Raw genomic sequence first — 7,432 nt, forward strand, 5'->3', positions numbered from 1 at the left:
CCTGCCCGGCCACCCGGACGCTCGGCCGGCCATCCGGCCGAGCGTCCGGGCGGTTTCCGGCAGTCCGGAGGAACTACCGCTGATTCCGTGAGACCCCGTGCCCCACGGGGTCTTCGGCGCCGGTGATGCCCAACCGCGCACGCACCGCCCGCAGATCGGGCTTACCCGACGGTGTGCGTGGAATGGCGGCGACGATGACGATCTCGGTGGGGATCTCGTAGCGCGCCAATCGGGTTCCCAGATACTCGAGGATGGCTTCGGCATCAGCGCTGTTGTCCGCGCGCAGCTCGACCAGGGCCACCGGTGTCTCACCGAGCCGGGCGTCGGGCCTGGCGACGACGCTGGCCCCGCGCACGGCGGGATGACCCTCGAGTGCCGCGCGCACATCGTCGGGCATGATCTTGAATCCGCCGCGGATGATGGCTTGATCGGCGCGGCCCAGGATCCACAGGAAACCATCCGCGTCGACGCGGGCGAGGTCGGTGGTACGGATCCAGTCCGCGTCCGGGCCGAGCTGTCCGGGTTTGACCTCCAGCAGGCCCGGCTGATCCGCGCCGAGTTCGACGCCGTCCGCGTCGACGACCCGCAAACGGGCCCCGCCGCTGGCCCGGCCCACGCTGCCGCGCTTGGCATCCCAGTACCGGCGGTGGTCGGCGAGGGTCCAGCCCGCGACGCCGCCGCCGAATTCGGTGGCGGCGTAGGAGGTCAGCACCGGGATGCCGAACTTCTCCTGGAAGGCGTCGGCGTCGGCCGCCGAGAGCGGCGCGGTTCCCGAGGTCGCCACCCGGACCCCGTCGAGATCGGCCCTGGTGAGCGCGGAGTGCAGCACCATGCGCAGGGCGGCGGGCACCAGTGATACCGCGGCGGGCCGGTGTTCGCGCACCGCCGCGGCCCAGCGATCGAGGTCGAAGCGGGGCAGGAAGACGAACGGGCGGGCCGCGACGACGCATTGCAGGACACGGAAGACACCACCGATGTGCACCAGCGGCGCGTTGACGATCGCGACCCCGGGGCGCGGAGCGGTGGGAGCCTCGGTTCGATCGCCGTCGACACCCATGACGCTCCGGGCGAGCATGTCGTAGGTGATGTCGACCCGTTTCGGCGGTCCGGTCGTACCGCTGGTGAGCATCCTGATCGCGACGCCGGAACCGGTTGTGGTGGAATCGATCTCATACCGCAGACCATCGGGTATTCGTTCGGATCCCAGCTCGGCGATCGCGAGGGTGGGCGTGCCGGGACCCACCAGCGCGGCCAGATCGTCGGACCCGCCGACGACCAGCGGCAAGGCCAGTTCGGCGATGTCGGCGCGGATGCGATCGTCGCCGCGGGCCGGATTGATCACCACGACCGTTCCGCCCGCGAGCAGTACGCCGAGGAACGCCGCGACGTGTTCGGGTCGATTGCGCAGTGCGATGCCGACCGGTCCTCCCGGTGCGAGCCGGGCGGCGATGTGGCGCGCGGCGTCCGCGAGTTGCCCCCAGCTGTACCAGGTTCCGTCGAACTCGAGGGCGCGTGTATCGGGTGCCAGTCCCAGCACGAGTTCGATTCGCCGACTGAGTGAGTGGTCGTTGTCGGTCATCACCGGATCCTGGGTCGGGTCGGAGCCGGCGGCGCTGCCGCGGCGAGTTCGGCCTTGGCGAGGGGATTGCCGAGCCGGGTGTAGATGAGGTTCTGGTCGAGCGCGGCCCGGTAGGGCTTGTCCAGCGACTCCCAGATCGCCTTGACGGTGCCCTGGGTCGCGGTCGGCGGCTTGGCGGCGATCGCCGCGGCGATAGCGTGGGCCCGGGGCCAGAGTTGTTCTCGGGCAACCACTTCCGAGACCAGGCCGATGCGCAGCGCGGTCTCGGCGCCGACGCGCTCGTCGTTTCCCATCAGCGCGATGCGCAACGTCTCGCCCAGCCCGACGCGGCGCATCAACCCGATCGGTTCCAATGCGCAGACGAGTCCGGCCGAGACGTGGGAGTCGAAGAAGGTGGCCTCCTCGGAGCAGATGACCACGTCGGACTCGTTGACGAAGTAGAACGCGCCGGCGGTGCACAGTCCGTGGACGGCGCACACCACGGGTTTCCACATCTTCTGCCATTTCGGGCTCAGGGCCTCGCCCGGGTCCTCGTGGTGCCAGATGCTGTCGGGCTGCCCGTACGACTCCTTGATATCGAGTCCAGCGCTGAAGGCGCGCGTGCCCGCCGCCCGCAGGACCACCGCGTGCACCCGATCGTCACGGCCGATTCGATGCCAGGCGTCGCGGATCTCCTCGCACATCGTGCGGTTGAACGCGTTGAGCCGGTCCGGCCGGTTCAGCGTGAGGGTGGCGACCCGGTCCCGGGCATCGATCTCGAGCAGGATCGTGGTGTAGCCGGCGTTCATCGGGCCTGCCAGTCCGGGGTGCGCTTCTCGATGAAGGCGCGAGGCCCTTCGAGCGCGTCCGCGGTGCGGGTGACGCGTTCCCGGAAGGATTCCGCGAGCATCTCGGCTTCGTGCAGCGGCAGGTCGAGACCCTTGACAATGGCCAGCCGGGTGCCGCGAACCGCCAGTGGCGCATTGGAATTGAGGACGTCGCCGATCTCGTGCGCGCGTTCGAGGAGGCGGTCGTGCTCGACCACCTCGGTGATCATGCCGAGTTCGTACGCGCGCTGCGCGTCCATCCGTTCGTGTTTGCCCATGAGCGCCATGCGCAGCGCGACCGTGCGCGGCAGCACCCGGGCCAGCCGCACCACTTCGCGGCCGGCGACCAGGCCGATGCTGACATGGGGATCGAAGAAGGTGGCGCGCTCGGAGGCGATGACGATATCGCCGGTGGTGACCCAGTCCAGGCCCGCGCCGCAGCAGATTCCGTTGACGGCCACGAGGATCGGCTTGGCCATGGTGCGGAACGGCGGGGTGCCCTCCTGCGGCGCCTCCCACTGCTCGTAGGTCGACAGGTAGGGGCGCTCGTTGACGACCTTGCCGTCGCCGGGAATCTCCTTGACGTCGGCGCCGGTGCAGAAGGCGCGGCCCGTGCCGGTGACCACGAGCAGCCAGACCTTGTCGTCGGCCTCGGCCTCCTGATAGGCAGCCCGCAGTTCGGTGATCATGTGGGGGCTGAGCGCGTTGAGGGCCTCGGGCCGGTTCAGCGTGATGGTCGCGGTATGTCCCGCCACCTCGTAGCCGACGGTGTCGAACGGCATGGGCGATCCTCCTGAGCGTGCCGGTTCAATCAGTTACTGTTACTGATACAGTAGACAATACCGTCTGGTTGTCTGCCAAGGTCGGCGAAGGTCCACGAAGGAAGAGAAGCGATGGTCGAGAACGGGAACGGCTCCGTTGGCAACCTCTCCCCGCAGCCCGTTCCGCGACTGCGTTTCGGCGAGGAGCCGCTGGCGCAGACCGTCGCCGCCGCGGCGGCGCTGCGCCGGATCACCGGCCTGCTGCTGTCCCTCGAACACGAGCACGCCGCTGTCGGCGAGCTGCTGGCCGGCCTGGCGCGGTGGGAGGGCGAACTGGCCGCCGCGGTCGCGCCGGATCCGACGCCGCGGATGGGGGAGTCCGGCGTGGCGACCCAGCGGGTGTATCTGGACCACGCCTTCGACATCGGGGCCTTCAACCCCTGCTTCCCGGAGTACGTGTTCGACCGCATCGACACCGAATCCGCCTGTGGCCGTGTCACTTTCCCGCTGGTGTACGAGGGGCCACCGGGATTCGTGCACGGCGGGTTCCTCGGTGTCTTCTTCGACGCGGCCGTCCTGCACCAGAGCTGTGCGTCCGGTGTCGCCGGCAAGACGCGCTCGCTCGAGATCACCTACCGCCGGCCGACGCCGATCCTCGTCGAGCTCGAGTTCGACATCGTGCGCACCGTGGTCGAGCGCGGTGTCGAATCCGTCGCCCGCCTCACCCTGGACGGGGAGGTGCTGTGCTCGGCGACCGTGCGCACGGTGGCGATACCGCTGGATCGGCTGACCACGGTTCGCTACGGACAACGCACGGCGATCGGCTGACACGCCCCGCGGGCGGCTCCCGGCTGCCCCGGCAACGACAACAAGGAAGTGATACATGACCAGATCCAGCGCCGCCGACGGCCGGGTGTTCTACGACGTGGACCCCGACCGCCGCATCGCCACCGTGACACTGAACAATCCGGCCCAGCGCAACTCCTACGACGCCGAGATGCGGGACGGCCTCGCGCGTTTCCTCGACGACGCGGCCGAGGACGACGACATCACGACGGTGCTGCTGCGCGGCGCCGAAGGCGTGTTCAGCACCGGCGCCGACATGAACAACGCCTACGGCTGGTACGGCGAGCGCGCGCCGGGCAACGGGGATCGTCCGGCCAAGAGCCGGCCCAGTCAGCGCCGGCGGCTCACCGTGGACCGCAAGTCCTTCGGCTTCTATCACAACTTCATGGGCTTTCCGAAGATCACCGTGGGCGAGATCAGCGGCTACGCGCTCGGCGGTGGATTCGAGATGGCGCTGATGACCGACATCTCGGTGATCGCGCGGGACACCCGCCTGGGCATGCCCGCGACTCGGTTCCTCGGCCCGGCGCTGGGCAGCCTGCACCTGTTCTTCCATCGGCTCGGCCCGGTGCTGGCGCGCCGAATGCTGTTGACCGGCGACATCATCGAAGCGGGCGCGGTGGAGCACCTCGGCGTCTTCACCGAAACCTGCGACCCCGCGGCGGTGACCGCGCGCGCCCGGTACTGGGCGGAGAAGGCCGCCAAGATGCCCGCCGACGGTGTCGTCATCGCGAAGGAGGCCTTCCGGCTGGTCGAACAGAGCCAGGCGTACCAGGGCGAGGAGGTGGCGAGCTACCTGTTCCACGCGTTCGGCACGAACCTCCAGTTCGCACCCGGGGAATTCAACTTCGTGAAGACGCGGGCCGAGCACGGCACCAAGGAGGCGTTCAAGCTGCGCGACGCGCACTTCCACGTTCCCGAACCCGACATCGCACCCCGCCCGTGAACGAGCCGAGGGTCGGGCGCGAATCGCGCCGGACCCTCGATGTCGTTGCCTGCCGGAGAGATTCAGGCGCCGGTGAACACGGGAGCACGCTTCTCGGAGAACGCGGCGAAGGCCTCGAGCACATCGCGACCGGTGAGGTTGATGGTCTGCGCCCGAGCCTCGTTGGCCAGCGCGTCACGCATCGTGTGATCGGTGCCGTCGTTGAGCAGCGCCTTGGTCTGCGCGAGCGCCTTGGGCGGACCCGCGGCCAGGCGACCGGCGAGTTCGGCCACGAAGGCATCGATCTCGGGCTCGTCCTTGATCCAGCTGACCAGGCCGAGGTCGCGCGCTTCGGCCGCGCCGACCATCTCCGCCAGCAGCGCCAGCCGCTTGGCCTGTTGCAGGCCGACCAGCTTGGGCAGCAGCCAGGAGCCGCCGCAATCCAGCGACAGGGCGCGCCGCGAGAAGATCTGGCAGAAGCGCGCGGTGGGCGTCGCGACCACCAGATCGCAACCGAGAGCGAGGTTCCAGCCCGCGCCCGCCGCGATGCCGCGCACCTTGGCGATGGTGGGAATCGGCAGATCGTGCAGGTGCAGCACGGCCTCGTTGATCGCGCGCATGTCCCGGCTCGGATCCGGGAACTCGTCCATACCCGCGGCGTCGGAGATGTCGGCGCCGGAGCAGAACGCGTCGCCCGTGCCGGTCAGCACCAGCGCGCGCACCGAGCGGTTGTAGCTCGCGTCGTGCAGGGTGTCGCGCAGCATGGACCACATCGCCATGGTGATGGCGTTCTTGCGATCCGGGCGGTTGAAGGTCAGCGTGCGTACGCCGTCGGCGTCCTCGATGAGGAGGGGCTCGTCGGTCACGGGGTCATCCTTTCCTGGGTTCCGGTGCGGCGGCCGGGCCGACGGCCCCCAGATCACGGAATCGGTCGATGTCGAGGCCGGAGTAGCCGAGCTCGGCGAGTACGCCGTCGGTGTGCTCGCCGAGATCGGGAACGGCGCCCATCGGCGCGGGGAACTCGGCGAGCACCGGCGGGGGCAACAGGGCGGTCACGGGTCCGGCCGGTGTGTCGATCTCCCGCCAGCGCTCGCGCGCGCTGAGATGCGGATGCGCGACGACTTCGGCGGGGGTGTTGTACCGGGAGTTGCCGATTCCGGCGGCGTCGGCTCGCGCCTGGATGTCGTCGAGTTCGTGCCGGGCGCACCATTGCGCCAGGACCTCGTCGAGCTCGGCGCGCCAGCGAACGCGATCGGAATTGGTTGTGTACCGCGGGTTTTCGGCCAGATCGGGTCGCTCGACGAGTTCGCGGGCCAGGCGCTGCCATTCCCGGTCGTTCGTCGTGCCGAGCACCACCGTCTGGCCGTCGGCGGTCGCGAACGCCCCGTACGGCGCGACCGCGGGCGAACTCATCCCGAGGGGCTGCTGGTCGATACCGGTGTGCCGGGTGTAGGTGAGGGCGTAGCCCATGAGCTCCGCGGCGGTGTCGAACAGGCTGACAGATCCGGCCGCCTGGCCGCCCCCGGTTCGTTCCCGGGGTCCGTGCAGCATCGCCAGAATCGACAGTGCGCCATAGAGACCCGCGCAGATATCGGCGAGGGGTGGCCCGGGTTTGGCCGGTGCGCCCGGAGTTCCGGTGATGGCGCACACGCCGGACTCCGCCTGGATGAGCAGATCGTAGGCACGTTTGTGGGACAGCGGTCCGCCCGGACCGTAGCCGTCGATCTCCATGACCACCAGGTCGGGGTGTCGCTCGGCCAGCGCGGCCGGGTCCAGCCCGAGGGCGGCGGTGGCCCCCGGGGCCAGGTTGGAGACGAAGACGTCCGCGCTGTCGAGCAGCCGATGCAGAACCTCCAGGCCCTGCGCGGTCTTCAGGTTCAGCGTGACCGATTCCTTGCCGCGGTTGGCCCACACGAAATGCGCGGCGAGACCGTGTACGACGTCGTCGTAGTCACGCGCGAAGTCGCCGCCGCGCGGATTCTCGACCTTGATCACGCGCGCACCGAAGTCGGCCAGCGTGCGGGTGCACATCGGAGCGGAGACGGCCTGTTCGAGGGACACCACGGTGATCCCGGCCAGGGGGCCGGTGCTGGACTCGGTCATCAGATCACCAGCCCGCCGTCGACCGGCAGTACCTGGCCGGTGACGAAGGAGGCGGCGTCGGAGGCGAGGAAGACGAACGCGCCCGCTACCTCTTCCGGTTCCGCCCACCGTCGCATGGGAATCCGGTTGAGCATCTGCTCGGCGAATTTGGGGTCGGTGCGGATCGTCGCGGTCATCGGGGTCGCGGCGGCGGGAGCGAGAGCGTTGACCGTGATCTGCTTGCGCGCCAACTCTTTCGCCAGCGACTTGGTCATGCCGACGATGCCGGATTTGGCGGCCGAGTAGTTGACCTGCCCGAGGGTGCCGACCAAGCCGGCCGAGGACGTGACGTTGATGATGCGGCCGGTGCCGTCCGTCGGGAGATAGGCGAGCGCGGCCTGGGCGCACCGGAACGCGCCGAGCACGTGAATAT

General features: G+C 69.4%; 8 protein-coding genes. 2 read left to right on the forward strand and 6 right to left on the reverse strand.

The window, feature by feature from the left end; all coding sequences use genetic code 11:
- Positions 1 to 73 precede the first annotated feature (73 nt).
- Genes ACWIGI_RS36130 through ACWIGI_RS36140 form a run of 3 tightly spaced genes read right to left on the reverse strand, consistent with a single transcriptional unit; the run spans position 74 to position 3,167 of the window.
- Positions 74 to 1,579 carry a class I adenylate-forming enzyme family protein gene (locus ACWIGI_RS36130; RefSeq protein ID WP_454208051.1) on the reverse strand — a complete coding sequence of 502 codons (1,506 nt, stop codon included), beginning with the start codon at positions 1,577 to 1,579 and terminating at the stop codon, positions 74 to 76.
- Positions 1,579 to 2,367, reverse strand: coding sequence for an enoyl-CoA hydratase/isomerase family protein (locus tag ACWIGI_RS36135; protein ID WP_454208052.1), 789 nt, complete (start codon positions 2,365 to 2,367; stop codon positions 1,579 to 1,581). Before ACWIGI_RS36135 ends, ACWIGI_RS36130 begins: the two co-directional genes overlap by 1 nt.
- Complete coding sequence (locus tag ACWIGI_RS36140; RefSeq protein ID WP_454208053.1) at positions 2,364 to 3,167, reverse strand: enoyl-CoA hydratase/isomerase family protein; 804 nt, start codon at positions 3,165 to 3,167, stop codon at positions 2,364 to 2,366. The genes ACWIGI_RS36135 and ACWIGI_RS36140 overlap by 4 nt, the downstream gene beginning before the upstream one ends.
- A 111-nt stretch (positions 3,168 to 3,278) precedes the next feature.
- Here ACWIGI_RS36140 and ACWIGI_RS36145 point away from each other — a divergent pair, with 111 nt between their 5' ends.
- Positions 3,279 to 3,974 (forward strand): hypothetical protein, encoded by a 696-nt coding sequence (locus ACWIGI_RS36145; RefSeq protein ID WP_454208054.1) that lies wholly within the window; start codon positions 3,279 to 3,281, stop codon positions 3,972 to 3,974.
- Between the two features lie 55 nt (positions 3,975 to 4,029).
- Positions 4,030 to 4,938 carry an enoyl-CoA hydratase/isomerase family protein gene (locus tag ACWIGI_RS36150; protein WP_454208055.1) on the forward strand — a complete coding sequence of 303 codons (909 nt, stop codon included), beginning with the start codon at positions 4,030 to 4,032 and terminating at the stop codon, positions 4,936 to 4,938.
- Between the two features lie 62 nt (positions 4,939 to 5,000).
- On the opposite strand, the gene ACWIGI_RS36155 is transcribed toward ACWIGI_RS36150, so the two are convergent.
- From ACWIGI_RS36155 to ACWIGI_RS36165, 3 genes are all read right to left on the reverse strand, one after another.
- Positions 5,001 to 5,783, reverse strand: coding sequence for an enoyl-CoA hydratase/isomerase family protein (locus ACWIGI_RS36155; protein ID WP_454208056.1), 783 nt, complete (start codon positions 5,781 to 5,783; stop codon positions 5,001 to 5,003).
- 4 nt (positions 5,784 to 5,787) lie between these two features.
- The gene (locus ACWIGI_RS36160; protein ID WP_454208057.1) at positions 5,788 to 7,020 is read right to left on the reverse strand and encodes a CaiB/BaiF CoA transferase family protein; all 1,233 of its coding nucleotides are present in this window, start codon (positions 7,018 to 7,020) and stop codon (positions 5,788 to 5,790) included.
- A partial coding sequence (locus ACWIGI_RS36165) for an SDR family NAD(P)-dependent oxidoreductase (protein ID WP_454208058.1) occupies positions 7,020 to 7,432 on the reverse strand: 413 nt, incomplete at its 5' end. The genes ACWIGI_RS36160 and ACWIGI_RS36165, both read right to left, overlap by 1 nt.

This window comes from Nocardia sp. NPDC055321 (genome assembly GCF_053645575.1).